This is a genomic window from Mycolicibacterium peregrinum (assembly GCF_001665625.1).
GTDB lineage: Bacteria > Actinomycetota > Actinomycetes > Mycobacteriales > Mycobacteriaceae > Mycobacterium > Mycobacterium peregrinum_B.
The window spans coordinates 26,249-49,012 of sequence record NZ_LZSY01000063.1 but is presented as its reverse complement, the minus strand read 5'-3'; the positions used below and the strand labels follow the sequence as shown (position 1 = coordinate 49,012).

Here is a 22,764-nt window from a genome sequence, read left to right as displayed (position 1 = left end):
ATGCCCGACGACGTACAGGAATTACCGACGCTCAGTGCCGCCGATCAAGACGCCATCGGGCGCTGGCTGCGAGAGCAGCGGATCGGCACGACGCTGACCGACGTGGCCCCGCTGACCGGCGGAACCCAGAACATCGTGGTGGGCATGTGCGTCGACGGTCGTCGAATGGTCTTGCGGCGTCCTCCATTACACCCACGCCCGACGAGCGACAAGACCATGCTGCGGGAGATCGCCGTACTGCGGACGCTGGCCGGATCGGCGGTACCGCATCCGGGATTCATCGCCGCCTGCACCGATCTCGACGTGATCGGCGTGGTGTTCTACCTGATGGAAGAGGTCGACGGGTTCAACCCCGGCACAGAGGTGAGTGACGCCTACCGCGACGACGCCGACCTGCGCTATCGGGTCGGGCTGTCCTACGCCGGGAGTCTGGCGGAGCTGGGCAATGTCGCCTGGGAGAACAGCGAGCTCGCCGCGATCCGCCGGCCGGGATCATTTCTGGCCCGCCAGGTTCCGCAGTTCCTGGGACTGCTCGACAGCTACCGCCACGAGCACTACTCACCCGAGTCGTTGACGGGCGTGGGTGATCTGGCGCAGTGGCTGGAGGACAACCGCCCGCCCGACGCCGAACCCGGGATCATGCACGGCGACGCGCATCTCAACAACGTCCTGCTGCGCCGGGAGACCCCTGAACTGGCTGCGTTCATCGATTGGGAGATGTGCACGATCGGCGATCCGCTGCTCGATCTCGGGTGGATGCTCGTGTGCTGGCCCGACGATCCCAATCCGATCAACGCGGGCTCGGCACTGGCCGCGCTCGGCGGACTGGCTCACCGTAGTGAACTGATCGAGGCGTACCGGGCGGCCGGAGGCCGACAGACCGACCGGCTGGATTGGTATGTGGCGCTGGCCTGTTTCAAGCTCGGGATCGTCATCGAGGGCACCTGGTCGCGATACCTGGCCGGCCGGGCCAGCCGTGACGCCGGTGAACAACTGCACGCTTCGGCGGAGAACCTGCTGACCCTGGGAACGCGGGTCGCCAAGGGGGACAACCCGTTCGGCTGAGCTTCTTCGGCGAGCAGACGCGGCGGTACCCGGAATTGCGCGTTCTCGGGTACCTACGTGCCTGCTCGCGCTAGAAAATCAGTATGTGTCCAGCGCGAGCTTGACGGCAAGGGCCACGCCCGCCGCGCCGATCAGGAACCGCAGCGGGGTGGCCGGCGCATGCCGCACGATCACCGGGCCCAGCCGTGAGCCGATCAGACACCCGGCGCCCAACGGCACCACCGCCGGCCAGTACACCGGCGCCACCACGATGAACGCGACCGCAGCAACCGCATTGGCGACACCGAGTATCACGTTCTTGGCGGCATTGGCATGTGCCAGCGACGCACCTCCGGTACGCAGCAGCAGGGCCAGCAGCAGCACGCCGGCCGCCGCGCCGAAATAGCCGCCGTAGATCGTGATCAAGAAGATCGCCCCGGCTTCCAGGGCGACCTTGATCCGATGGTCGCGATGGTTGGCCACCCGCGTCTCCCGCTGACGACCACGCGGCAGCAGGATCGCCACCGACGCGAACGCCAGCAGGAACGGGACCACCCTCTCGAAGCCCTCGGCCGGGGTGCACAGCAGCAGTGCCGCGCCGACCGCCCCGCCGGCAATGGCGATCGGGATGATCCGCTTGATCCAGGCTCGCTGCCCGGCGAGCTCGGGCCGGGACCCCAGCACCGAACCCACGCCGTTGAACACCAACGCCACGGTGTTGGTCACATTCGCGGTGACCGGAGGCAATCCGATCAGCAGGAGAGCGGGATAGGTGGCCACCGAGGCCAGCCCCGCGATGCTGCCGGTGAGTCCGCCGCCGATACCGGCCACCACGAGCAGGACGATCTCACCGACGCTCATGAGCCATCCACCCCGCCGAGACTACGTAGTCGGAAAGTGTTTGCGTGACCGGACAGGGTGCGTCTAGCATCGCCAACGTGCCAAGGCGACTTGTAGTAGCAACCCGCAGCGGGGTCTGATCAGACCGACCCCCCGCTGTGGGTCGTTCGCTACTTCGTCGGTCACTTCCTCTGAGCAAGAGAAGACCGGCACATGTATCTCACTTCACAGGCACCGCAATCGGGTGATCCGATGTCATTCTCGGCCCACTTCTCCACCCCGTTGCCGCGCGACCTCCGCGATGCGGGCGAATCGACATCCTGGGAGCAGTTCCTGGGCGAATATTCGCCGTCGGCGGGCCCACTGCGACTTGGGCACTTCAGTTGCGCCGATGAGCGCTCGACAGGCAGTCGCCTCGGCCCGCAGGCCCGCAGCTACCGGGCGACGCTTGCCATCGGCGACGAAATCGCCACCTCGACCATGGCGGCCAGTGGGCCGGTGGCGGCACTGACCGCGATGCTGCATGACCGCGGCGTCAGCGTCGAGACCACCTCGTTTCACCAACTGCCCGCCGCGGGACAGACCGCCACCTTCATCGAAGGCTGCGACGGCCTGCACCGCCGATGGGCCGTGGGACTGTCCGACGACCCGGTGCAGTCGGCCCTGTCCGCGGTGATCGCCTGCGCCAACCGGCTGATGGCGGCCTGAGCGAGTTAGCCGTCGACGACGGTGACCGTTTCGTCCAGTGGCGCGCGGCCGGTCCGAACGTAGGGGACGGTGGGGTCCTCATAGCCAATGGACATGCCGCAGAACAGGATTAGTTCAGGCGGAGGGGACAGGACGTCGGCGACGGTGCCGCGGACTTGAGACCACGCCATCTGAGGACAGCTGTGAAGTCCCTCGGCACGTAGCAGCAGCATGACGGTCTGCAGGTACATCCCGAGATCCGCCCACTGTGCGGGGCCCAGATCACGGTCGATGTAGCAGAACAGCGCGGCCGGCGCGCCGAAGCAGTCCCAGTTGGCGATCGCGGCGCGTTGGCGGCCATCCCAGTCGTCGCGGACAATGCCGAGGGCGCTGTAGCGCTCCTTGCCGAAGGCCGCGCGACGGTCGCCGTAGAGCGCTTTCATGTCGGTGGGGTACATCTCGTACTCCCGCTCGTCCCAGGGCTCGCCGTTGGCCACGCGTTCAGTGGCCCGTTTCTTGAGCTCGGCCAGCGGAGCTCCGGTTACCACGTAGATGTGCCAGGGCTGGATGTTCGAGCCGGACGGTGACCAGGCGGCTGCCGTCAGCACACGCTGTAGAACCTCGGTGGGGACGGGCTGATCAGTGAATCCGCGTACCGCCCGTCGGCTGGTGACCGCGTCGTAGACGTCAATCATGGCGTGCCCTCCCGGATAGATTGTCGCGTTTGCGACTATCTCATTCAAGACGATCTTGGCACGAATTATTCCCGGTGTGGTTGCGTGAGGTTGACTACGGCTCCGGTGGCGGGCTCAGCCGGATGAGGAGTTCTTTCAGTTGGTCGACGTCGCCTGGCGGCATCGCGGCGACCAGGCGTTCGGCCAGCGGCCGTGCCGCCACATGTGCGGCATCGAAAAGCTCCAGGCCTTTCGGGGTGACCTCAACCGCCCGCACCCGCCGGTCACCCGGAACCGGTTTGCGCACCGCCAGACCCTTGTGTTCCAGGTCGTCGATGACTCGCATGATCGCCGACTTGTCGGACCCGGTGGCCTCTACGAGATCCCGTTGTTCTATCGGGCCGTGATTGACGAGCTCGAGCAGGACCGCGAAATGGCGCATCTCGATGCCGAGGGGTGCAAGTGCCTCCGACATCACGGCCGACGCATGCCAGTGGGCCCGCCTCAGCAGCAATCCGAGGGCGAACGGCGAGGTATCGCCGGCGCGATCGGTCGCGCGTGGCGTCGATGCCTCCTTGACTTCGTCGGCGGTCATGTCGCGACGTTAGACGCCTGGAACGCCGAATGGCCAGTTGTTGCACGGCGATACGTCGGACGCGTGAAACAACTGGCCAATGGGCCGTCGAAATGCCTCAGTGCAGCGGGCGCAGCACGATCGGCATGCCGTCGATCGGGACCGGCATGCCGCCGTAGTCGTAGCGCGGCTGATAGCCCGGGCTGGCGAGCTCCAGCTTGTAGCGGCGCAGCAGCCGGTGCATCACGGTCTTGATCTCCAACTGGCCGAACACCATGCCGATGCACTTGTGGGCGCCGCCGCCGAACGGCGCGAACGCATACCGGTGACTCTTGTGCTCGCTGCGCGGCTCGGCGAAGCGGTCCGGGTCGAACTTGTCCGGGTCGGTCCACAGCTCAGGCAGCCGGTGGTTGATCGACGGCCACGTGACCACGCTCGTGCCGGCCGGGATGAAGTAGCCCAGCAGCTCGGTGTCGCGCACGGCCTCGCGGAAATTGAACGGCAGCGGCGTCATCATCCGCAGTGACTCGTTGATCACCAGGTCGTAGGTTTCCAGCTTGTCCAGCGACTCGAAGTCCAACGGTCCGTCGCCGATGCGCGCGGAATCGTCGCGCAGGCGTTCCTGCCATTCGGGATTGGCCGCCAGGTGATAGGCCATTGTCGTCATCGTCGAGGTCGACGTGTCATGCGCGGCCATCATCAGGAAGATCATGTGGCTGATGATCTGGTCGTCGGTGAAGGTCTGGCCGTCCTCGTCGGCGGAGTGACACAGCACGCTGAACATGTCGGTGCTCTCCGACTGGCGCTTCTCGCCGATGCGGCTGGCGAAGTAGTCCTCGAGGGTCTTGCGGGCCTGGATGCCGCGCCACCATTTCAGCGGCGGCACCGATGTCCGCACGATCGCGTTGCCCGCCCGCGTGGTGGTGGTGAACGCGTTGTTGATCGTGGTGACCAGCGCGCGGTCGGTGCCCGCGGGGACGCCCATGAACACCTCGGAGGCGATGTCGAGCGTGAGTTCCTTGATCGCCGGGTGGAACAGGAACCGAGGGTCGTTGGCCACCCAGTCATTCGCCAACACGGCCGAGGCGACCGAGTCGATGTGCGAGATGTAGCCGGTCAGCCTGGTGCGGGTGAACGCCTCCTGCATGATCCGGCGATGGAACATGTGCTCGTCGAAGTCGAGCAGCATCAGGCCGCCTTCGAAGAACGGGCCGATCACCGGATCCCAGGCGCGCTGGGAGAAGTCCTTGTTGCGGTTGGAGAAGACCGCCTGGGTGGCGTCGGGACCGAGCGCCATCACCGAGGACAGGGCGGGGGACTGCGCGTAGTAGAGCGGGCCGTTCTTGCGGTACTGCTCCAGGATGAAGTCGGGACCGCCACGGAAGATCTCGATCATGTGGCCGATGATCGGCAAACCGGAGTCGCCCATGATCGGCTTGAGGCCGCTGCCGGCGGGCGGTTCGGCGAAGACGAACTGGTCCCACTCCTTGGCCTTGAGGCGCTTTTCCAGCGCGCCCATTCCCGGCAACGTGTTGGGCGTCGGGGTGAACCGACGCTTGGCCTGATCGAGCAGGTAATGCGGGGTGCTGATGGTTGTCATGGGCCGCTCCTGACCAACAAAGTCCGACGAAGTGTGGTCGATGTCACCACTTGAGGCCATCCTGACTGTCAGACTTGACGCATGTCAAGTTTTGAACAGGCGCGTCGTGGATGCAAAGGTCTAATGCCATGACCGCCGAATCGATACCGGGGAGCAGCAATGGCTCCACCGGGCGTCCGCAGGCCCGTCGCAGCCGTGGTGACCGGCAACGCGAGGCCATCGTGACGGCTGTGCGGGAACTGCTCGAGGAGCAGTCGTTTGCCGATTTGTCGGTGAGCACCATCAGTGAACGCGCCGGGGTGGCCCGGTCGGGCTTCTACTTCTACTTCGATTCGAAGTACGCGGTGCTGGCAGTGATCGTGTCCGACGCGATGGAACAACTCGCTGCGTTGACCCACAATTACGCGCCCCGCGACGCCGGTGAAACTCCTGCCGCCTTCGCCAAGCGGATGGTCGGAAGCGCGGCCACCGTGTTCGCCACCAACGATCCGATCATGTCGGCCTGCACCGTCGCGCAGAACACCGACGCCCAGATCCGGGACTTGATGAACGACTACGAGGACGCCGTGATCGACCAGATCGTGGGCCTGGTCGAACAAGACGCCGGTGCCCGTCCGATCTCGGACGACCTCCCAGCCCTGGTCCGCACCCTGGTCGCGACCACGGCGATGACGCTTTCGCACGACTCCGCCTTCGTCGGGCGGGGAACCGACCCGGCTCGTGCGCTCGACGTGGTCGAGCGACTGTGGCTCAACGCACTGTGGGGCGGCCAGGCCGCTTAGCGCCACAGGTAAGGTCACCGCTATGGGGAGTGATACCGCGGGTAACGCCCGGGCGGACTTTTCGGGGAAAAAGTGCTTGATCACCGGCGCAGCCAGCGGCATCGGACGGGCTACCGCCCTTGCTCTGGCGGCCCGGGGTGCCGAGTTGTACCTGACCGACCGCGATGAGGTCGGGTTGGCCCAGACCGTCGCCGACGCCAAGGCGCTCGGCGCCGAGGTGCCCGCGCACAGAGCGCTGGACATCTCCGACTACGACCAGGTGGCGGCATTCGGCGCCGACATCCACGCCGCACATGCGTCGATGGACGTGGTCATGAACATCGCGGGGGTATCGGCCTGGGGGACCGTCGACCAACTCACCCACCAACACTGGCGCTCGATGATCGACGTCAACCTGATGGGGCCGATCCACGTGATCGAGACTTTCCTGCCGCCGATGGTGCAGGCTCGCCGCGGCGGGCACCTGGTGAACGTGTCCTCGGCCGCCGGTATCGTGGCGCTGCCCTGGCACAGCGCATACAGCGCGAGCAAGTACGGGCTGCGCGGACTGAGTGAAGTGCTGCGTTTCGACCTGGCGCGGCACCGTATCGGGGTGTCGGTGGTGGTGCCGGGAGCAGTGAAAACCGGTCTGGTCCAGACGGTTCAGATCGCCGGTGTGGACCGGGAAGATCCGAATGTGCAGAAATGGGTGGACCGGTTCGCCGGCCACGCCATCTCGGCGGAGAAGGCGGCCGACAAGATCCTGGCCGGGATGACGCGCAACCGGTTTTTGATCTACACGTCGGTCGACATCCGCGCCCTGTACGCCTTCAAGCGCATCGCGTGGTGGCCCTACAGTGTGGCCATGCGGCAGGTCAATGTGCTCTTCAGTCGGGCACTACGGCCGAAGTCCGTGCAGCGCTAGCGTTTTCCCCAGTGCCACGAGGGGGTGTTGAGCATGCCGAACCCGTCCACCTTCGTCTCACCCCATTGCTTGTAGAGCTCTATCTCGATCGCGGTGCTCCGCTGCTCATCGGCCGCCGGCGTGGTCTCCAGGAAGTCCAGTAGAGCGCGCGAATGCGTCACCACGACCACCTGGGACTGTTTGGCTGCGGACGTGATGAGGGCGGCCAGCGGCCGGACCAGATCGGGATGCAGCGAGGTCTCCGGTTCGTTGAGCACCATGAGTGATGGGGGACGGGGGCTGGCCAGTGCCGTTGCCCAGAGTAGGAAACGCAGTGTGCCGTCCGATAATTCGGCCGCGCGTAACGGCCGCAGCATGCCGCGCTGACGCAGCTGCAGATCGAACAGCCCGTCGTTGACCGCCACCGAGATGGTGGCCCCGTCGAATGCGTCGGCCACTGCACGGGCCAGATCGTCGAAAGTCGTCTCGATGATCGTCTGAACCGCCGCGGCCAGATCCGAGCCGTCGTCGGAGAGCACCGGGGTGCGCGTACCCACGTGGGGTTGGCGGGCAGGTGCGGCGGCATCGACCCGGAACCCGTCGTAGAACCGCCAGTCACGCAACCGGTCCGAGACGGCCGACAGTTCCGGCAGCGCGTCCGGGTGTGCGTATTCGGCGAGCACGCTGCGGTAGGAAGGCAACGAGCGGGTCAGCTCATCGAAACCCCGGCCCGATTGCGCGGCCACCTCGGCGTACTCACGGGTGCGGCTCACCAGCGTCGAGGCCGGACGCAGCACCGGCCCGGCGAAGACCACCTCACGTTTGATCTCGGGATCCTGGGCGAAAGCTGACGGCTCACCACCCGACCCGGCCATCTGCGGCAGGCCCAGATCCACCAGGTAACCGAAATCGTCTGCGGAGAAGCCGAGTTCGAGTGAAACCGGGCGGGTCCGGACAGTGCCCTGGGTCTGCTCGTTCGGTTGTTCGGGGCCCGCCCACAAGACCGACTGCAGGCCGCCCTCGCGGGCCAGTGAGCCGATCACCTGGCCCCGCCCACAGTCCGCCAGTAGCCTCAGCGCCCGATAGATGGAGGACTTTCCGGTGCCGTTGGCGCCGGTGACCACGGTGAGCTCGGTCAGCGGCAGGATCACCTCCCGCAGCGAGCGGTAGCCCCGAACAGCGATGGTCTGCAGCATGGGTTCGAGGCTATTGGTCTGCTGTGACAACCGGGCCGGTGGGAATCCCGTCCATGGACAGTTCCAGCCGAACACCCAACAGCCGGATCGGTCGGTCCAGCTCGAACTGGTCGAACACCGCCAGCGCGGTGTCGGTGATCGCGTCGGCGTCGGTGCTCGGTGTGGCCAGCTTGCGGATCTTGGTGCGGGTGTAGAAGGTGCTGGTACGCACCGTGACGGCCACCCGAGTGACGATTCGGCCCTGTTCCACCACCTCGTCGAGGGTCCGTCGGGTCAACGCGCGGATCGCGTCGTCCATCTCACCGCGCTCGGTGAGGTCCTCGGCGAAGGTGATGACGTGGCTGCGTGACCGTGGAACCCAGGGCTCGGAGCTCACCTCGGTATCGCCGCCGCCCTTGGCCAGCAACAGGATCCACAGCCCGGTACTGGGCCCGAAGGCCGAGGTGAGCACTGTGGCATCGGTGGCGGCCAGATCGGCCACCGTGGTGATACCCAGCGCGGCAAGCTTTTTGGTGGTCTTGGGACCGACTCCCCACAGCGCATCGGTCGGACGGTCACCCATCACCGACATCCAGTTGGTCTCGGTGAGCAGGTAGACGCCCGCAGGTTTGGCCAGGCCGGTCGCCACCTTCGCGCGTTGCTTGTTGTCGCTGATACCCACCGAGCAGGACAAGCCGGTCTCGGCGGCGATCACCGTGCGGATCCGCTCGGCCAACTCGACCGGGTCGTTGACGTCGGCGCCCAGATAGGCCTCGTCCCAGCCCCACACCTCCAGCGGGTGGCCGAGATCGCGCAGCAGACCCATGACCTGTTCGGAGGCCGCGTCGTAGGCATCGGGGTCCGACGGCAGGAAGGTGGCGTCCGGGCACCTGCGCGCCGCGGTGCGCAGCGGCATCCCGGCGTGCACCCCGAATTCACGCGCCTCGTATGACGCGCAGGTGACCACCTTGCGGGGCTCGGTGGGATCGCCGCTGCCGCCGACGATGACCGGCAGGCCTTGGAGTTCAGGGTGGCGCCGCAACTCGACCGAGGCCAGAAACTGGTCCAGGTCGACATGCAGCACCCAGGCGGTCATGGTGCTAGTGGCCGCACAACTTGCGGGCGGTGTCCTGCCAGGCAGTCGTCAGGTGGTCGAGGCTGCGCCCGGCGGACAGCTGGTGCTCCAGATAGTCGGGGTTCAGAAGTGCGATCAGGGCATCGGTTTGGGCATCGAGATCACCTGTGGTGCCGGCGGTTTCGAGCAGCATTCGGACATGGGTGCGGTGCAGCGTGAACGGGCCCGAGAAGCGCAGCGCGGGATCACGGATGGCGTCCGACAGCAGCGCCCGATGACTGTGGACGAATCGGAGGCGATCCGCGCCGTAGGCCAGCAGCCGTTCCAACGGCGGTGCGCCGGGTCCCAGCGGGGGTGGGCCGAACATGAAGGCGTCCTGCTCGGCGGTCTCGTCCTCGTCGAGCAGCACCATCATCAGACCGGCCCGGCTGCCGAACCTGCGGAACACCGTTCCTTTCCCGACGCCGGCCTCGACCGCGATATCGTCGGTACTGACCGCGTCGGGGCCGCGTTCGGCGATGAGCCGGCGCGCGGCGTCGAGAATGAGGGCGCGGTTCCGGGCGGCGTCGACACGCCCTGGGCCGCGTTCCTGTGGCGCCGGGTCGATGCCCATGAGCCGGGTCGGGCGGTCGGAGGCTGCCACCACTGAACTTTAACTCAGCCGGAATTAATCGGACCACAGTCCGGTTGATCGTTGCGAGAATCGAGCGAGTCGAACAAAAGGAGCGTGAACATGGCCGATATCAAGGTGCTGGTGTTGGTAGGGAGCTTGCGGGCGGCGTCGGTCAACCGGCAGATCGCCGAACTGGCGGTGGAGCAGGCGCCCGACGGAGTGGAGCTGCGCATCTTCGATCGGCTGGGGGAGCTGCCCTTCTATAACGAGGACATCGACACCGCCGAGGTGGCCGAGCCGGTGGTGGCCCTGCGGGCGGCGGCCGGCGACGCCGACGCCGCGCTCGTCGTCACCCCCGAATACAACGGCAGCATCCCCGGTGTGTTGAAGAACGCCATCGATTGGCTGTCGCGCCCGTTCGGCAACGGCGCCCTCAAGGACAAGCCGCTGGCGGTCGTCGGGGCGGCGCTCGGGCAGTACGGCGGTGTGTGGGCGCACGACGAGACTCGTAAATCCTTCGGCATCGCCGGGCCGCGCGTGGTCGAAGATCTGAAGCTGTCGGTGCCGTCCAAATCGCTCGACGGTAAGCACCCCAGGGAGAACGCCGAGGTGGCAGAGACGCTGCGCGACATTGTGAGCAAGCTCACAACCGAGGTCGGTTGAGGGGTCGTCTTCGCGTTTTGCCGTTTGCGCCGCTTTCCGGCAAAATCTTGCCGCCGGCTGGGTCGTTCCGACCCGGCCGGCGGCTTTGCTATTAGGGGGCCTCGCGCTGTGTGGCGGCCAGACTTGTCGGTGGCTGGTGGTACATCTAGGGCCGCGGCGCGACACGGTCTGTCAAGTCGGGTACGACACGCCGTGAACGTGGTTGCTGGCAAGCTTACGACCAGGGAATTTCAGAAATGTTATTCAGAACATGTTGTATGGCTTCGAACTGTCGGCCACTAGGTGTAGTGTCTGTGAGACCGACAGGCCACCACAGTTCGGGAGCCGGCCGGAGCGCAGCGAATCCGGCCGAGTCGGTTTCAAGACCAGCCGGAGAGCGGCTTCGACCGGCAGGAATTTTGGCGGCCCGAAGGTCGCTGAACTTAAGCGAAACGTAAGACCCGATCAGTTGCCAGTCACCTGTCTAGTTTTTTCACTTTCCGCAAGAGGAGCCGTACCGAAGATGACCGTCACCGTGTACACCAAGCCCGCATGCGTGCAGTGCAACGCCACCTACAAGGCGTTGGAGAAGCAGGGCATCGAGTTCGAGAAGGTCGACATCACCCTCGACAGCGAGGCCCGTGACTACGTCATGGCACTCGGGTACCTGCAGGCCCCCGTTGTGGTGGCCGGTAACGACCACTGGTCGGGCTTCCGTCCCGATCGGATCAAGGCACTGAGCACGGTCGCGGCGACCGCGTAACGGAAGGCATCACCACCACGGGGGAAGGACGGAGGACACGATGAGCCATCTCGTCTACTTCTCCAGCGTCTCGGAGAACACCCACCGCTTCGTCCAGAAGCTGGGATGGCCCGAAGATCGCGTCACCCGGATCCCGCTGCATGGCCGCATCGAGGTGGACGAGCCCTACGTTCTGGTCCTGCCCACCTACGGCGGCGGCCGTGCCACTCCCGACATCGACAACGGTGGCTACGTCCCCAAGCAGGTCATCGCCTTTCTGAACAATGAACACAACCGGTCGTTGATCCGCGGCGTCATCGCCGCGGGCAACAACAACTTCGGTGCGGAGTTCGCGTACGCGGGCAATGTTGTCTCGCGCAAATGCGGCGTGCCGTACCTGTATCGCTTCGAACTCATGGGAACCCCGGACGATGTCGAGGCTGTCCGTGCGGGGTTGAAAGACTTTTGGAAGGACCAGACGTGCCACCAACCGTCACAGCTGCAGAGCCTGTAACCGCTCCCGGGCACACCCTGCCCGGAGAGACTGATTACCACGCGCTCAACGCGATGCTGAATCTGTACGACGCAGACGGCAAGATTCAGTTCGACAAGGATGTGCGGGCTGCGCGGGAGTACTTCCTGCAGCACGTCAACCAGAACACGGTGTTCTTCCACAGTCAGGACGAGAAGCTCGATTACCTGATCGAGAAGGAGTACTACGAGCGCGAGGTGCTCGATCAGTACAGCCGCAACTTCGTCAAGAGCCTGCTCGATCGGGCCTACGCCAAGAAGTTCCGGTTCCCGACCTTCCTCGGTGCGTTCAAGTACTACACCTCCTACACGCTCAAGACCTTCGACGGGAAGCGCTACCTCGAGCGTTTCGAAGATCGCGTCGTCATGGTGGCGCTGACCCTGGCTGCCGGTGACACGGTGCTGGCAGAGAAGCTCGTCGACGAGATCATCGACGGCCGCTTCCAGCCGGCCACCCCGACGTTCCTCAACTCGGGCAAGAAGCAGCGCGGCGAGCCGGTGTCCTGCTTCCTGCTGCGCATCGAGGACAACATGGAGTCCATCGGGCGCTCGATCAACTCGGCCCTGCAGCTGTCCAAGCGCGGCGGCGGAGTCGCCTTGCTGCTGACCAACATTCGTGAGCACGGCGCCCCGATCAAGAACATCGAGAACCAGAGCTCGGGCGTCATCCCGATCATGAAGCTGCTGGAGGACTCGTTCTCCTACGCCAACCAGCTCGGCGCCCGCCAGGGTGCCGGTGCGGTGTACCTGCACGCGCACCACCCCGACATCTACCGGTTCCTCGACACCAAGCGTGAGAACGCCGACGAGAAGATCCGGATCAAGACGCTCTCGCTCGGTGTCGTGATCCCGGACATCACCTTCGAGTTGGCCAAGAAGAACGAGGACATGTACCTCTTCTCGCCGTACGACGTGGAGAAGGTCTACGGCGTCCCGTTCGCCGACATCTCGGTGACCGAGAAGTACTACGAGATGGTCGACGACGCGCGCATCCGCAAGACGAAGATCAAGGCGCGCGAGTTCTTCCAGACGCTGGCCGAGCTGCAGTTCGAGTCGGGCTACCCGTACATCATGTACGAGGACACGGTGAACCGGGCGAACCCGATCGCCGGCAAGATCACCCACTCCAACCTCTGCTCGGAGATCCTTCAGGTCTCGACCGCCTCGGAGTTCAACGACGATCTGTCCTACTCCAAGGTGGGCAAGGACATCTCGTGCAACCTCGGGTCGATGAACATCGCCAAGACGATGGATTCACCGGACTTCGCGCAGTCCATCGAGGTGGCGATCCGGGCCCTGACCGCGGTGAGCGATCAGACCCACATCTGGTCGGTGCCGTCGATCGAGCAGGGCAACAACAGCTCGCACGCGATCGGCCTGGGGCAGATGAACCTGCACGGGTATCTGGCCCGTGAGCGGATCCACTACGGCTCCGAAGAAGGCATCGACTTCACCAACATCTACTTCTACACCGTGCTGTTCCACGCATTGCGGGCATCGAATCTGATTGCGATCGAACGCGGTACGAGCTTCGGTGGGTTCGAGGACTCGAAGTACGCGTCGGGGGAGTTCTTCGACAAGTACACCGATCAGGTGTGGGAGCCGGCCACCGACAAGGTCCGGCAGATCTTCGCCGATGCGGAGATCCACATCCCGACGCAGGACGACTGGAAGCAGTTGAAGGAGTCGGTGCAGAAGCACGGCATCTACAACCAGAACCTGCAGGCCGTCCCGCCGACCGGGTCGATCTCGTACATCAACCACTCGACATCCTCGATCCACCCGGTGGCATCGAAGATCGAGATCCGTAAGGAAGGCAAGATCGGTCGGGTCTACTACCCGGCGCCCTATCTGACCAACGACAACCTGGAGTATTACCAGGACGCGTATGAGATCGGGTACCAGAAGATCATCGACACCTACGCTGCGGCCACCCAGCACGTGGATCAGGGTCTTTCGCTGACGTTGTTCTTCAAGGACACCGCCGACACCCGCGAGGTCAACAAAGCGCAGATCTACGCCTGGCGCAAGGGAATCAAGACGCTCTACTACATCCGGTTGCGTCAGATGGCGCTGCAAGGCACTGAGGTTGAAAATTGCGTCAGCTGCATGTTGTGACGAAGCGTCGCTGACAGCGGCCTTTCGTGATCGCTGAACCTCCGACCGGTGGCCTGATCTATGGTGTCAGGCTCCGGTCGGAGGTTGGGTATCGCTATGTAGGTCTTACGACGAAAACTGCGCACGTTCGGCTTCGGCAACACTTCAAAGTTGCTGCCGCTGGGCGGAAGACGCCGTTTTACGACTGGCTACGCAAGCAGGATCGCGACAACGTCGTTGCAGTTCCGCTGGACTGGGCGGACGGGCTCGACGAGCTTGGAGAGGCCGAGATTGCCTGGATAGTTCTTCTCCGGCAGGAGGGGCATTCGTTGTTGAACCTGGCAGACGGCGGCCTTGGACCGACGGGCGTGGAATGGACGCCGGAGATGCGAGAGGCTGCGAGGATCCGATCGACCGGACGTAAGGTTCCCAGTCGATTTGGCGAGGAGAATCCGTTCTATCAGCGGAAGCACTCCGCCGAGCAACGAGCGAAATGGTCCGCGGAGCGCAAGGGGACCAACGTTGGCGCTGACAATCCGAACTACGGGAAATTCGGGGCTGACCATCCCAGTTTCGGTCATGTGATGTCGGAAGAGGCCAGGGCCAATCTGTCCGAAATGCGTAAGGGCGCCGGAAATCCGAACTTTGGCCGCACCGCGAGCGAAGAAACGCGTGCCAAGATGTCATCCGTTCGGAAAGGCCGCCCCATGCCGTCGAGTCGACGCAGTGCTCACACACGTCATCATACGAACAAGGGTGTCTTCAAGGACACCTGCCAACACTGCCGCGACGATGAAGAGATTGGACTGTCTCGCGAAGCTGATCCATGTCGATGATTCACCAGACACATTTGTAGTCACGGCTTTTCGGAAAGAAGTTACGTGATCGTGAGTTCAAGCATATCGCCTAGTTGAGACACCCATCAGATCGGCACCCAGGACGGTTCCGGTCCAAGGGCGGCGTTGAACTCGTCGATCTTGGCCGGGGTTGTAAATGTGATGTCCATATCGTCGACGACCCACGAGACATAGAAACGTCCCGCACTTTCGGGCGGGGCGAAGATCGGTGCCAATTGTTCGATCAGCCCGTCGGGCAGGTACTTGGCGTACGTGGTGAAGGGCAGCGAGTATCGGGCCTTGCCCATCTCGAATTCGATGACGGCGTTAGGGACGGGGTTCAAGCTGGGACTCTGCCAATCGCCGGTCATATCGCACCGGATCTGGCGCAACGGACCGTCATACCCGCTGATGCGGGCAAACTCGCGCACGATCCCGAACGCATCGTCCTCGTAGAACTCCGCATGGGTGGTGAAGAATGCCAGGTGGCGAAGCGGTGGGTCCCGTTCGTCCCCCAGCATTTCCAGAACCCTCATCACGGAGTAAATGTCCATGTCCTCGAACACGTCCATGTGTTCGGCGCACTCGACGATCTCGTCATCGGGCACCTCGTCAGGGTCGAGGATCCCGGCAGCTACCAGCAAGGCGAACGTCGTCAGTAGTTGTTCCCGTAGCTCCGGTGTGAGCGGGTGCCGCCACGCGGGCCTATCGGCCTGGTCCGGGTCGGGTAGGTCGGGTAGCCACGCTGGCGGCTCGGCATCCCGAGCCTCTCGAAACTCCTTGTAGGACTGTCGCAAGGACCAGAGACCAATCGCTAGAAATCCCCACCCGAGTAGCTGGGTGGATAGGGTGGCGTCCGAAATGAACTCAATCCCGATCCAGCCCATGTAGAGGGCAAGCCCCAGATATGCGGGCGGACCGATCCAGCGCAGCTGGTACAGCGTCCGATCGAACAGCCTCCACCACCGCGAGTTCATCGCGCCATCATGCCCCACCGACAGATGCGTCAGTAAGGCAATTCGGGTGGGGGTGCCGGTCCCGGCAGCAAGGGAGTCTGACGCAGATACCAGGTCGGCGGATGGTGTTCAGCGACGGTGTCGGAGATCATGTTCCGATGTCGACAACCGTCGAGGCCGTCCTTGTCACCGCTCTGGTGCTCGCGATCGTCGCCGCCATATTCGGTCTGATCTACGCATGGGAGAAGTGGGGGAAAGGGACTCGACTGGAACAGCGCATGGATCGCTTCTTCGATCGCGTCAGCGACATGTTCGACCGCTAGCAGAGGGACAAAACTCGGTCGCGACGTGTCGGGTCCGCCCGCTACCGTCCGCGTGTGGACTTTTTCACCGCCGACCTGCACCTCGCGCACCCGAAGCTGGCGGGCTTGCGCGGGTTCGACACGGTGGTAGCGCACGACGCCGCGGTGATGGCGCCGCTGTACCGGCTCGATCCGAAACAGGACACGTTGTGGGTGCTCGGTGACATCTGCGCCGGTGGGGTGGCGTCGATGGAATCAGCTCTGGCGCAGCTGAGCACATTGCACGTACCGATGCACCTCGTGACCGGCAATCACGATCCGGTGCATCCGATGTACCGGGGCGCTCAGAAGCATTTCGCCGCCTACGCCGCGGTGTTCGCGAGCGTGCAGCAGGTGGCGCGGACGAAGGTGGGTGGAGAGGGCGTGATGCTCAGCCACTTCCCGTACGTCGACGTCCCGGACAGGCTCTCGCGCAGAGACTTCGATCAATATCAGTTGCCGAACCTCGGGATGTGGTTGATCCACGGACACACCCACTCCGATGAGCCACGGTCGGGAAAGCGATCGATCTGCGTGTCGCTGGAGGCGTGGGATCGGCAGCCGGCGTCGGCCGAGGAGATCGCTGCGGAGATGCAGCGGTGACGCCTCGTCCCCATGAGGTTCGGTCAGCTGGGTGTCACGGTATCGCCGCGCGAGGGTAGGCCGGCGGCCCGGATCGCCTGGTCGATTTCCGCAAGCAACTCACTCTCGCTGAGGCCGTCGATCTCCTCCGCGTAGAGGTAGCCCGCTTCGAGGGCGCTGCCGTCGGCGTATTCGAGAGACACCAGTACCGAGCCGTCATCGAACTCGTGCAGGGTGTAGATCGTGCCGGCGTATTGCGGGTCGTCGCTGTCGACTGCGTACGTGGCCCGTGGCGTCTCGTCCATGTCCGAAGTTTGCCCGAGTCAGCTCTCGCGGGCGTGCTCGGCACGCAGTGCATTCAGGTGGCGAGTTTTGGCGGTTGTTCGTGTCTGCTCGTGAACCGCGAGCACGTTGTACCCGTGGTAGTAGGTCACGAGCATCAGCGCCCAGACCGACATCGCGAGGATGTAGAACAGCGTGTGTTCGGCGTCGTCACCCGGAATGTGGACGAAGTCATAGATCACCGCCACGAACGCCCCGAGGGCCGTCGCCACGAAGACCCACGCGGCTTGCCGCCGCTGACCGATCCGCCACACGCGAACGGCAACTGCCGACATGAACAGTGCCACTCCGACATTCATCACGAGATAGAAGATCGCCCACCCGAACTCGACCGGCCGCACATCGAGTGCGCGGTTCAACCCCACCGCGACCGCCGCCGCAACGGCACCAACCTCCACCACCCACGAGGGCCGGTAACCGCGAGTGACTGCCATCATCCCGAGCACGATGATCAGGGTCATGCCGAACGAACGTGAGAATGCGTCGAAGAACACCATGAGGTGATAGCTGAAACTCGAATGCGCGACCCCGCTGGCGGCCAGCAACAGCACGTTCGTCCCCGACAGTCCGATCACGAGCCACTCGATCCCGAGCAGCAGATTGTGGTGGTGGCGAAGAAATTTCACGCCGTAGTACAACCCGGCGGCGAGCATGCAGAGGTCGGCGAGCAGGAGCAGCGCCATCGCGGAAGAGTTCACTTTTACCTTTCGGAAGCCACGGCGCGGCTGATCGCGGCGGCGACGCGGTCGACCGCATCGCGTGCCGCCGGGCTGATCTGCGTCATGGACAGATACCCGTGCACGAGGCCGCCTTCTCGGAGCAACCGGGTCGGGACTCCAGAGTCTCTGAGTCGCAGGGCGTAGGCGATCGCCTCGTCCCGCAAGGGATCGAAACCGGCGACGGTGATCAGCGTCGCCGGCGCCTGGGAGAGATCTTCGGCACGAATCGGTGACACCCGCGGGTCGGCGCGGTCGCGGTCGTTGGGCACGTAAAGCTCACCCAACCACTCGATCTGCTTGCCGGTGAGCGCGGGGTTGTCGGCGAACTCGTCGCGCGAACGGTACCCACCCACGGCGTCGATAAACGGGTACATCAGTACCTGCATCCTCGGCCGAAGTACCTGGCCCTGCAGTTGATTCGATAGCACCGCGCACAGATTCGCGCCGGCGCTGTCGCCGAGCAACACGATGCGTGCCGGGTCGATGCCCCAGTCGGCGCAGTGATCGACGGCGAATCGCCATGCCTCCCAGGCGTCGTCGACGGGAGCCGGGAAAGGGGCCTCAGGGGCCAGTCGATACTCGATCGACAGCACGTTGACCCCGGCGCGGGCCGCGATCAACCGGGCAGGGGAGTCGTATGCTCGGCGACTTCCGAGAACGAAACCACCGCCGTGCAGGAACAACACCAGCCCGTGGGACCGTGTTGTCGGGCGATAGAGGCTGGCCCGAATTCCGCTGGGCAGGACAATCCCGCGGTCCACGTCGGCATTCGCGCCCTGGTCCGCGAATACTCTGCAGTCGGCCTCCATGATGGCTCGGGCATCGGCGACCGTACCGTCGCTGAAATCCGGTGCCCCGGCGGCGAACCGCATGAGCAGTGCGATCTCCGGCTCCATCACGTCACCATCCGAGTTGACGGTCGGTGGGACGAGCCGGCGGAGAACTGTCTTCGGAATTCGGCCCAGGGCGGTGAACAGTGCGCGCTGGATCCGCTCGGCGCTGGTCAGGCGGGTGGTGTCCGGGGCCGTAGGTGGGGCGGTGATCGCTGTCATGAGGTCGCTCGTCCGGACGCTGCGCGGTTTACTGCGGGGCCGCCACCGTCCAGTTCCCGTTCCAGTCGTGAGCTGAAGCGGAGATTGTCGTCGATGATCGATCCCCGGTACATCTTCCGGTCTTCGAGGAACACGTTCCTCACCTGCCACGGCATCGCTTCGCCCTGAAGTGGCAGGGCGCGCTGCGCACGTCGCATGTATCCAGCGTCCAGGTCGAGGACCGACCTGGTGCCGATGCCCTCGGCCGCGTGAGGAGCGACGGTGTCGTACCCGTGGGTGTCCATGTAGCGGAGCAGCTCGATGAGACTCTTGCCGAGCAGCGAGATCTTCAGTGTCCACGACGATTTGGTGTAACCGATCGCCATCATCCAGTTCGGTACGTCCGACAGCAGGAACCCTCGGTAGACCACACTGCTGGACACGTCGACCGGTCGTCCGTCGACGGTGAGATCGATGCCTCCGAACAGGCGCATGTTCAGACCGGTCGCCGTGACGATGAGGTCGGCCGGCAGCTGCCTGCCTGACTCGAGCTCGATTCCCTGCTTGGTGAACCGGCGGATCCGATCGGTTACGACCGATGCCCGGCCGTCGCGGATCGACGCGAAGAAGTCGCCGTCGGGGGCCAGACACAGGCGTTGGTCCCAGGGGTCGTAGGGAGGGTTGAAGTGGCGGTCCACGTCGAATCCCGGTGGTAGTTGTTTCATGTTCAGGTGGCGGATGACCCGACGCGCGGTCTTGGGGAACCTGGTCATCAGCTCGACGACCAGCCAATCGATCAACACGTTCTTCCACCGGGTCGCGAGATAGCCGCGACGCTCCCCGAGGAGTCGAGTGAGCTTGAGGCTCAAGGCATCGATGCGTGCCATCGACAGGATGTACGTCGGCGTGCGCTGCAGCATGGTGACGTGCTCGGCGGCGGTATCGCCCTTGAGCAGAGACGGGATCAGCGTGATCGCGGTCGCGCCGCTCCCGATTACGACGACATTCTTGCCGGAGTAGTCATAGCCCTCGGGCCAGAACTGCGGGTGCACGATGTCGCCTTCGAAGTCGTCTCTGCCCTCGAACTGCGGGGTGTACGCCTCGTCGTACCGGTAGTAGCCCGTGCCGGCGTAGACCCATCCCGCCTTGATCACCTGGCTGCGTACCGCGCCGTCGGGGGCGGTGACCTCGACGGTCAGCACCCATTCGGCGTCGTCGCTCGACCAGGCGGCGGCCACGACGTTGTGCCGGTACCTGATGATGTCGTCGAGACGGAACTCGTCGACGGTTTCCTTGAGGTAGTCGAGAATCAGCGGCGCGTCCGCGATCGCGTTCTCGTGGCGCCAGCTCTTGAATTCGTACGCGAACGTGTGGAGGTCCGAGTCGGACCGAATTCCCGGGTAGCGGAACAGGTCCCACGTACCACCGATTGCAGCGCGTCCCTCCAACACCGCAATCTTCTTCTTCGGGAACTCGCGGGTGAGGTAGGCCGCGGCACCGATTCCCGAGATGCCTGCCCCGATGATCACGACGTCGAAGTACTCCGGGCCGCTTGCCGAGCTGCTCATCTGTCGATTCCTTCCTGCGCCGAACCCGGCACTGTGCGATGTGCCTCAGGCTGCCGGGACGGGCGTAGTGCGCACTACACCGAATCTCAGCGTTCTGCGGCCGGAGCCGGTGGAAATCGCACACACATGCAGACCAGACATGCAGGCCCGGTGCGATGTGCACCGTCGTCGGTGCACAGACGGTGTGAGGTGCGGATGGTGGCCGCGACCCGCAGCCGCGATGGTGGGAACTGCGCCATCGTTCGCGACGGCACACCTTCATTCACACCACGGAGGCCGGCGGTGCCGTCGGCTCCAACAGGAACGGAAATCACCATGACAACAGTTGATTCGGCCATCCAATGCATCCGCAGTACCGCGGACCTCGCCGACATCCGTGCCATCGTCGAGCGCGACGGCGGCGTGATCATCGAAGGACTGCTCACGCCAGATCAGGTTGCCCGATTCAATGCGGAGATCGAGTCCCCCCTCGCCGCGCTGACCGCCGGCGGCAAGCACGAACTCGAGATCGTCAACGAGTTCCACGGTGCCAACACCAAGCGCCTCACCAATCTGGTCACCCACAGCCCGGTCTTCCGCAACGAGATCATCGACCACGACCTGGTCCACGCCCTATGTGATGCGACATTCCTCGAGGAGTCCGGCACCTACTGGATGACCACCGCCCAGGTCATCGAGATCGGCCCCGGCAACCGCGCGCAGTACCTGCACCGCGACCTCGAGAACTGGTTCCCCTTTGTCGGCATGGGCCCCTCCGGCCCCGAGATCACCCTCAACTTCCTCATCGCCCTCACGGACTTCACCGAGGAGAATGGCGCGACCCGCGTCATCCCGGGCAGCCACAAGTGGCCCGACTTCCAGGACCGCGGCACCCCGGAGCAGACGGTGCCCGCTGTGATGAAGGCCGGCGACGCCCTGTTCTTCAGCGGCAAGACCGCCCACGGCGGCGGTGCCAACGTCACCACCGATCAGTACCGCCGCGCGGTGTCTTTCGCGTTCAACCCGGGCTTCCTGGTCGGGGAGGAGGCGTACCCGTTCCTCGTCGATCGTGACGTGGTGAAGACCCTGCCGGAGCGCGTCCAGCGCATCCTTGGCTTCCGCTCTCAGTACCCCGCCGGCTCGCCCGGACTCTGGATGGTCGACTACCGCGAACTCGCCGACCACCTCGGCCTGTAGCGGCAGACTGTTGCCATGACACCGGATCAGCTGTGGCCCGATGCATCCGCTCCGGTCCGTCGGCTGATCCGCGGGCTTGCCGAGACGGCGCTGGCGAGGTCCGGGGACGTCATCGACGAGCTGACGGCGGCGTCGCTGCAGGACCCGCGGTACCGGGCGATCGCCGAGGACCCGGTGCTCGCGGAGGTCGACGCCCGCATGGTGGCCACCCACCTCAAGCACTGGCTGACGTCCAACATCGCCGAACCTGGTCGCCGGGTCGCCCCGGCCGCGGGAAGCGCGATGCGCACCTACGCACGTGATGTGGTGCTGCGCGGCCTGACCACCGACGATGTCCTGTCGTGGCGATCGGCTCAACGTGTCGCCTGGAAGTGGTGGCTGGCCACGTGTTTCCAGGCGACGGACGACGCGGAACAGCTTCGCGAACTGATCGAGGTCTCCGGTTATTCGCTCACGGCATTCGTCGATGACTCCATCGCCGAACTTGCCGAGCACATCCGCAAGGTCCGCGAGGAGTTCGCCGGTGGCTCGCAGCTGCAGCGCTACGCCACCGTCGAGCTCCTGCTCCAGGGCGCGGACATCGCACCGGCGCGCGCCGAAGCGCAGCTGGGCTATGCACTGACGGGTTCGCACATCGGCGTCGTCGTCTGGGTCGACTCCGAGAAAGACGTCGCCGAACTCGAACGCGCCAGTGAGCAGGTGATGCGGGCGTGCGGCGCGGACCGGCGGCTGACGGTGGTTGCCGGTACCGCTGCGGTGTGGTTGTGGATACCGGCGAAGACCACGCCGACGGTCACGGGCCTCGCCGAACGTCTGGGGCGACGGTGCGGTGCGCGCGTGGCACTCGGCCGCGCGGCCCCCGGCGTGAGCGGCTTTCGGCGAACACACATGGATGCCGCTGCAGCGCAACGGCTTCTGGCACGCCTGGACTCCGGGCTGTCCATCGTGCGCTACGAGGACGTCCACTTGGTGGACCTGTTGTCGACGGATCTGCCTTCGGCCGACCAGTTCGTCGCCGACGTGCTCGGTGAGTTGAAGGACGCCAGCCCGGTGCTGCACCAGACGGTACTGACCTACGTGGACGAGGGACTCAACCGCACGAGCACCGCCGAACGGCTGTACACCCACCGCAACACCATCGATCGGCGCCTCGCCCGGATCGACGAACTCCTGCCGAAACCCTTCGCGCGCAACCCGATGAGGTGGCTGCGGCCCTCACGCTGCTCAGTGTGCGCGGGGCTCGGTAACCGGCGC

Annotated in this window: 24 protein-coding genes and 1 pseudogene; 13 read left to right on the top strand and 12 right to left on the bottom strand. The window is 64.7% G+C overall.

The genetic code is table 11. The features are described from left to right. Complete coding sequence (locus tag A5779_RS08460; RefSeq protein WP_064880800.1) at positions 1-1,065, top strand: phosphotransferase family protein; 1,065 nt, start codon at positions 1-3, stop codon at positions 1,063-1,065. Positions 1,066-1,143: 78 nt separating this feature from the next. Here the strand turns inward: A5779_RS08460 and A5779_RS08455 are convergent, their stop codons facing one another. Next, positions 1,144-1,905 carry a sulfite exporter TauE/SafE family protein gene (locus tag A5779_RS08455; RefSeq protein ID WP_064880798.1) on the bottom strand — a complete coding sequence of 254 codons (762 nt, stop codon included), beginning with the start codon at positions 1,903-1,905 and terminating at the stop codon, positions 1,144-1,146. Positions 1,906-2,097: 192 nt separating this feature from the next. On the opposite strand from A5779_RS08455, the gene A5779_RS08450 reads away from it, so the two are divergent. Continuing rightward, positions 2,098-2,592, top strand: a complete 495-nt coding sequence (locus A5779_RS08450; protein ID WP_064880796.1) for a 2-isopropylmalate synthase — start codon at positions 2,098-2,100, stop codon at positions 2,590-2,592. 5 nt (positions 2,593-2,597) lie between these two features. Here the strand turns inward: A5779_RS08450 and A5779_RS08445 are convergent, their stop codons facing one another. The 3 genes from A5779_RS08445 to A5779_RS08435 form a co-directional block, all read right to left on the bottom strand. After that, positions 2,598-3,263 (bottom strand): nitroreductase, encoded by a 666-nt coding sequence (locus A5779_RS08445; protein WP_207549048.1) that lies wholly within the window; start codon positions 3,261-3,263, stop codon positions 2,598-2,600. Between the two features lie 97 nt (positions 3,264-3,360). After that, positions 3,361-3,840, bottom strand: coding sequence for a MarR family winged helix-turn-helix transcriptional regulator (locus A5779_RS08440; protein WP_064880793.1), 480 nt, complete (start codon positions 3,838-3,840; stop codon positions 3,361-3,363). A gap of 97 nt (positions 3,841-3,937) precedes the next feature. Next, complete coding sequence (locus A5779_RS08435; protein WP_064880791.1) at positions 3,938-5,419, bottom strand: cytochrome P450; 1,482 nt, start codon at positions 5,417-5,419, stop codon at positions 3,938-3,940. Positions 5,420-5,547: 128 nt separating this feature from the next. On the opposite strand from A5779_RS08435, the gene A5779_RS08430 reads away from it, so the two are divergent. Both A5779_RS08430 and A5779_RS08425 read left to right on the top strand, forming a co-directional pair. Further along, a complete protein-coding gene (locus A5779_RS08430) occupies positions 5,548-6,201 on the top strand; it encodes a TetR/AcrR family transcriptional regulator (RefSeq protein ID WP_064880790.1) in 654 nt (217 codons plus the stop codon). Between the two features lie 22 nt (positions 6,202-6,223). Then, on the top strand, positions 6,224-7,105 hold the full coding sequence (locus A5779_RS08425) for an SDR family oxidoreductase (protein ID WP_064880788.1): 882 nt from the start codon (positions 6,224-6,226) through the stop codon (positions 7,103-7,105). Here the strand turns inward: A5779_RS08425 and A5779_RS08420 are convergent. The 3 genes from A5779_RS08420 to A5779_RS08410 are packed head-to-tail and all read right to left on the bottom strand — an operon-like array spanning position 7,102 to position 9,977. Then, the gene (locus A5779_RS08420) at positions 7,102-8,280 is read right to left on the bottom strand and encodes an AAA family ATPase (protein ID WP_064880786.1); all 1,179 of its coding nucleotides are present in this window, start codon (positions 8,278-8,280) and stop codon (positions 7,102-7,104) included. The genes A5779_RS08425 and A5779_RS08420 overlap by 4 nt on opposite strands. A 10-nt stretch (positions 8,281-8,290) precedes the next feature. Continuing rightward, on the bottom strand, positions 8,291-9,355 hold the full coding sequence (locus tag A5779_RS08415; protein ID WP_064880784.1) for a DNA polymerase IV: 1,065 nt from the start codon (positions 9,353-9,355) through the stop codon (positions 8,291-8,293). 4 nt (positions 9,356-9,359) lie between these two features. Beyond that, positions 9,360-9,977, bottom strand: coding sequence for a TetR/AcrR family transcriptional regulator (locus A5779_RS08410; protein WP_082941589.1), 618 nt, complete (start codon positions 9,975-9,977; stop codon positions 9,360-9,362). Positions 9,978-10,067: 90 nt separating this feature from the next. Here A5779_RS08410 and A5779_RS08405 point away from each other — a divergent pair, with 90 nt between their 5' ends. The 5 genes from A5779_RS08405 (at position 10,068) to A5779_RS32860 (ending at position 14,795) form a co-directional block, all read left to right on the top strand. Further along, positions 10,068-10,610, top strand: coding sequence for an NAD(P)H-dependent oxidoreductase (locus A5779_RS08405; RefSeq protein ID WP_055119915.1), 543 nt, complete (start codon positions 10,068-10,070; stop codon positions 10,608-10,610). Between the two features lie 502 nt (positions 10,611-11,112). Then, positions 11,113-11,352 carry a redoxin NrdH gene (locus A5779_RS08400; RefSeq protein ID WP_055112584.1) on the top strand — a complete coding sequence of 80 codons (240 nt, stop codon included), beginning with the start codon at positions 11,113-11,115 and terminating at the stop codon, positions 11,350-11,352. A gap of 40 nt (positions 11,353-11,392) precedes the next feature. Then, positions 11,393-11,845, top strand: a complete 453-nt coding sequence (gene nrdI, locus A5779_RS08395; RefSeq protein ID WP_055112586.1) for a class Ib ribonucleoside-diphosphate reductase assembly flavoprotein NrdI — start codon at positions 11,393-11,395, stop codon at positions 11,843-11,845. A gap of 17 nt (positions 11,846-11,862) precedes the next feature. Next, positions 11,863-13,980: a class 1b ribonucleoside-diphosphate reductase subunit alpha gene (gene nrdE, locus A5779_RS08390; protein ID WP_207549047.1), complete on the top strand. Its 2,118-nt coding sequence runs from the start codon at positions 11,863-11,865 to the stop codon at positions 13,978-13,980. 26 nt (positions 13,981-14,006) lie between these two features. After that, positions 14,007-14,795 carry an NUMOD3 domain-containing DNA-binding protein gene (locus A5779_RS32860; RefSeq protein WP_165609757.1) on the top strand — a complete coding sequence of 263 codons (789 nt, stop codon included), beginning with the start codon at positions 14,007-14,009 and terminating at the stop codon, positions 14,793-14,795. Between the two features lie 86 nt (positions 14,796-14,881). Here the strand turns inward: A5779_RS32860 and A5779_RS08385 are convergent, their stop codons facing one another. Continuing rightward, positions 14,882-15,772, bottom strand: coding sequence for a hypothetical protein (locus tag A5779_RS08385; protein ID WP_064880780.1), 891 nt, complete (start codon positions 15,770-15,772; stop codon positions 14,882-14,884). Positions 15,773-15,909: 137 nt separating this feature from the next. Here A5779_RS08385 and A5779_RS33995 point away from each other — a divergent pair, with 137 nt between their 5' ends. Together A5779_RS33995 and A5779_RS08375 are read left to right on the top strand one after the other, a co-directional pair. After that, complete coding sequence (locus A5779_RS33995) at positions 15,910-16,074, top strand: hypothetical protein (protein WP_165609179.1); 165 nt, start codon at positions 15,910-15,912, stop codon at positions 16,072-16,074. A 54-nt stretch (positions 16,075-16,128) separates the two neighbouring features. After that, a complete protein-coding gene (locus tag A5779_RS08375) occupies positions 16,129-16,695 on the top strand; it encodes a metallophosphoesterase family protein (protein ID WP_064880776.1) in 567 nt (188 codons plus the stop codon). Between the two features lie 23 nt (positions 16,696-16,718). Here A5779_RS08375 and A5779_RS08370 read toward each other — a convergent pair whose 3' ends face one another. From A5779_RS08370 to A5779_RS08355, 4 genes are read right to left on the bottom strand one after another with little or no spacing between them, the layout of a single operon-like run. Then, positions 16,719-16,979 carry a hypothetical protein gene (locus A5779_RS08370; protein WP_064880774.1) on the bottom strand — a complete coding sequence of 87 codons (261 nt, stop codon included), beginning with the start codon at positions 16,977-16,979 and terminating at the stop codon, positions 16,719-16,721. Between the two features lie 18 nt (positions 16,980-16,997). Next, on the bottom strand, positions 16,998-17,714 hold the full coding sequence (locus A5779_RS08365; protein WP_064880771.1) for a hypothetical protein: 717 nt from the start codon (positions 17,712-17,714) through the stop codon (positions 16,998-17,000). 2 nt (positions 17,715-17,716) lie between these two features. Continuing rightward, complete coding sequence (locus A5779_RS08360) at positions 17,717-18,787, bottom strand: alpha/beta hydrolase (protein WP_064880769.1); 1,071 nt, start codon at positions 18,785-18,787, stop codon at positions 17,717-17,719. After that, positions 18,784-20,334, bottom strand: a complete 1,551-nt coding sequence (locus tag A5779_RS08355; protein WP_064880767.1) for a flavin-containing monooxygenase — start codon at positions 20,332-20,334, stop codon at positions 18,784-18,786. The genes A5779_RS08360 and A5779_RS08355 overlap by 4 nt, the downstream gene beginning before the upstream one ends. 315 nt (positions 20,335-20,649) lie before the next feature. Between A5779_RS08355 and A5779_RS08345 the strand changes: the two genes are divergently transcribed. Both A5779_RS08345 and A5779_RS08340 read left to right on the top strand, forming a co-directional pair. Continuing rightward, complete coding sequence (locus A5779_RS08345; RefSeq protein WP_064880763.1) at positions 20,650-21,510, top strand: phytanoyl-CoA dioxygenase family protein; 861 nt, start codon at positions 20,650-20,652, stop codon at positions 21,508-21,510. A 15-nt stretch (positions 21,511-21,525) separates the two neighbouring features. After that, a pseudogene (locus A5779_RS08340) lies at positions 21,526-22,757 on the top strand (PucR family transcriptional regulator). Positions 22,758-22,764: the final 7 nt, after the last annotated feature.

Coding starts and splice junctions, on each gene's coding strand:
- A5779_RS08460 (WP_064880800.1), top strand. CDS start 1: ATGCCCGACGACGTACAGGAATTACCGACGCTCAGTGCCGCCGATCAA.
- A5779_RS08455 (WP_064880798.1), bottom strand. CDS start 1,905: ATGAGCGTCGGTGAGATCGTCCTGCTCGTGGTGGCCGGTATCGGCGGC.
- A5779_RS08450 (WP_064880796.1), top strand. CDS start 2,098: ATGTATCTCACTTCACAGGCACCGCAATCGGGTGATCCGATGTCATTC.
- A5779_RS08440 (WP_064880793.1), bottom strand. CDS start 3,840: ATGACCGCCGACGAAGTCAAGGAGGCATCGACGCCACGCGCGACCGAT.
- A5779_RS08435 (WP_064880791.1), bottom strand. CDS start 5,419: ATGACAACCATCAGCACCCCGCATTACCTGCTCGATCAGGCCAAGCGT.
- A5779_RS08430 (WP_064880790.1), top strand. CDS start 5,548: ATGACCGCCGAATCGATACCGGGGAGCAGCAATGGCTCCACCGGGCGT.
- A5779_RS08425 (WP_064880788.1), top strand. CDS start 6,224: ATGGGGAGTGATACCGCGGGTAACGCCCGGGCGGACTTTTCGGGGAAA.
- A5779_RS08420 (WP_064880786.1), bottom strand. CDS start 8,280: ATGCTGCAGACCATCGCTGTTCGGGGCTACCGCTCGCTGCGGGAGGTG.
- A5779_RS08415 (WP_064880784.1), bottom strand. CDS start 9,355: ATGACCGCCTGGGTGCTGCATGTCGACCTGGACCAGTTTCTGGCCTCG.
- A5779_RS08405 (WP_055119915.1), top strand. CDS start 10,068: ATGGCCGATATCAAGGTGCTGGTGTTGGTAGGGAGCTTGCGGGCGGCG.
- A5779_RS08400 (WP_055112584.1), top strand. CDS start 11,113: ATGACCGTCACCGTGTACACCAAGCCCGCATGCGTGCAGTGCAACGCC.
- nrdI (WP_055112586.1), top strand. CDS start 11,393: ATGAGCCATCTCGTCTACTTCTCCAGCGTCTCGGAGAACACCCACCGC.
- A5779_RS08385 (WP_064880780.1), bottom strand. CDS start 15,772: ATGAACTCGCGGTGGTGGAGGCTGTTCGATCGGACGCTGTACCAGCTG.
- A5779_RS33995 (WP_165609179.1), top strand. CDS start 15,910: ATGTCGACAACCGTCGAGGCCGTCCTTGTCACCGCTCTGGTGCTCGCG.
- A5779_RS08370 (WP_064880774.1), bottom strand. CDS start 16,979: ATGGACGAGACGCCACGGGCCACGTACGCAGTCGACAGCGACGACCCG.
- A5779_RS08360 (WP_064880769.1), bottom strand. CDS start 18,787: ATGACAGCGATCACCGCCCCACCTACGGCCCCGGACACCACCCGCCTG.
- A5779_RS08355 (WP_064880767.1), bottom strand. CDS start 20,334: ATGAGCAGCTCGGCAAGCGGCCCGGAGTACTTCGACGTCGTGATCATC.
- A5779_RS08345 (WP_064880763.1), top strand. CDS start 20,650: ATGACAACAGTTGATTCGGCCATCCAATGCATCCGCAGTACCGCGGAC.